The following is a 918-nucleotide window of genomic DNA, read 5'->3' on the forward strand; positions in this document are numbered from 1 at the left end:
AAGGCAGGTGGTCTACACTACTTCCGGGTTATTCTATGGATAGTATGAGTCTTTTTCCAAGACCTGCTTCAACAATTTTCCTGAAAGTTGACATTTCCAGGTCTGCCTTGTCGTTTTCTATCTTTGAAATATAGAATCTGGTTGTTCCGCATCTTGCGGCCAATTGTTCCTGGGTCATTCCTGCTTTTTTACGGGCATTTCTTATCAATTTGCCAATTTTGTACTTTGGTGTATCGGTGATTTCAGAGCTGAGTTCAAAAAGTACGTCGGCTCCTACTTCGTAGGGAAGAAACAGGTCTTCAGAATCTTGCCCTCTAACCTTGATTCTTATGTTTGGCCATGATAGCGTGTAATTATTCAGTTCCACTTTGGCAAATTCTGTTTCGTTCAGCAGCGGAAATTCGTGATCTTCGGGGCTGACTCCCCATTTTTTGAAGATTAATTGAAAATCAAGGAGCCGGCTTTCACCGTTGCTGAACATGCATTGAACGGTGTGCCCTTTAATGTCTTCTATCTTAAGAATTCTGGGTATCTGCATTTTCTTCCTCATAACCTTGGATTTAATTGATTGAAAATATCCAATAGGAATTGTTTGTTGTTTTCGGCCCAGTCCATGGCCTTTTTTCGTTGGGTTTTGGGTAGGCTGCCTGCGTAAGTTTCCAAGGTTTCAATTATTATAAGTTCTTCATATTCTACGTATTTTGCATGAAAGTGAGGTGGGGGGTGTTCCCTGGAGTAGATATCGATTTTAATGTTGTCGATGGTGGTTAGGGTGGGCATGATTGTTGTTTAATTGGGTAACAAATGTACGTGTTTTTGATTTTATTGTCAAATGGTTGTGGTGTATTCCAGTGGCTGACATAAAATTTCTGTTTCTTACGCTTGATGTGTATCATCTGCGCTTTCGCTTATTTCCGG

2 protein-coding genes are annotated in these 918 nt (G+C 40.5%); both read right to left on the reverse strand.

The genetic code is table 11. The annotated features are described in order from the left end of the window. Window positions 1-28: 28 nt before the first annotated feature. Window positions 29-550, reverse strand: coding sequence for a helix-turn-helix domain-containing protein (locus B4W65_RS17075; RefSeq protein WP_088656367.1), 522 nt, complete (start codon window positions 548-550; stop codon window positions 29-31). Continuing rightward, complete coding sequence (locus tag B4W65_RS17080) at window positions 547-780, reverse strand: DUF4160 domain-containing protein (protein WP_088656368.1); 234 nt, start codon at window positions 778-780, stop codon at window positions 547-549. Before B4W65_RS17080 ends, B4W65_RS17075 begins: the two co-directional genes overlap by 4 nt. Between the last annotated feature and the right edge of the window lie 138 nt (window positions 781-918).

The organism is Geofilum rhodophaeum, assembly GCF_002210225.1.
In the GTDB taxonomy this organism is placed as follows: Bacteria; Bacteroidota; Bacteroidia; order Bacteroidales; family Marinilabiliaceae; genus Geofilum; species Geofilum rhodophaeum.

Coding starts and splice junctions, on each gene's coding strand:
- B4W65_RS17075 (WP_088656367.1), bottom strand. CDS start 550: ATGAGGAAGAAAATGCAGATACCCAGAATTCTTAAGATAGAAGACATT.
- B4W65_RS17080 (WP_088656368.1), bottom strand. CDS start 780: ATGCCCACCCTAACCACCATCGACAACATTAAAATCGATATCTACTCC.